The sequence below is a fragment of the Luteimonas flava genome, from assembly GCF_036584485.1.
Taxonomy (GTDB): domain Bacteria; phylum Pseudomonadota; class Gammaproteobacteria; order Xanthomonadales; family Xanthomonadaceae; genus Luteimonas; species Luteimonas flava.
Map to the genome: position 1 here is coordinate 1 of NZ_JAZHBM010000073.1, position 285 is coordinate 285.

At 63.5% G+C, this 285-nt stretch carries 1 protein-coding gene; it reads right to left on the minus strand.

Translation table 11 applies throughout. From position 1 onward, the window contains the following. The coding region (locus V3391_RS17730) for an amino acid--tRNA ligase-related protein (RefSeq protein ID WP_332079770.1) at nt 1–263 on the minus strand (263 nt) is incomplete at its 3' end. Nucleotides 264–285: the final 22 nt, after the last annotated feature.

Genomic DNA, 285 nt, shown 5'->3' on the forward strand with positions numbered 1-285 from the left:
AAGCTGCCCGCGTTGACGCGCGATGGCACCAGGTAGTCGCGCGCGCCTTCTGGCGTGGACTTGGTCAGCATCGGCGTTTCGATGTCGATGAAGCCCAGCGCGTCGAGATACTTGCGCACTTCCATCGTCACCATGTAGCGCAGGCGCAGGTTGTTCTGCATTTGCGGGCGGCGCAGGTCCAGCACGCGGTGCGTCAGGCGCGTCGTTTCCGACAGGTTGTCGTCGTCCAGCTGGAACGGCACGGGCACGGAAGGGTTCAGCACTTCCAGTTCCGAGCACACCACT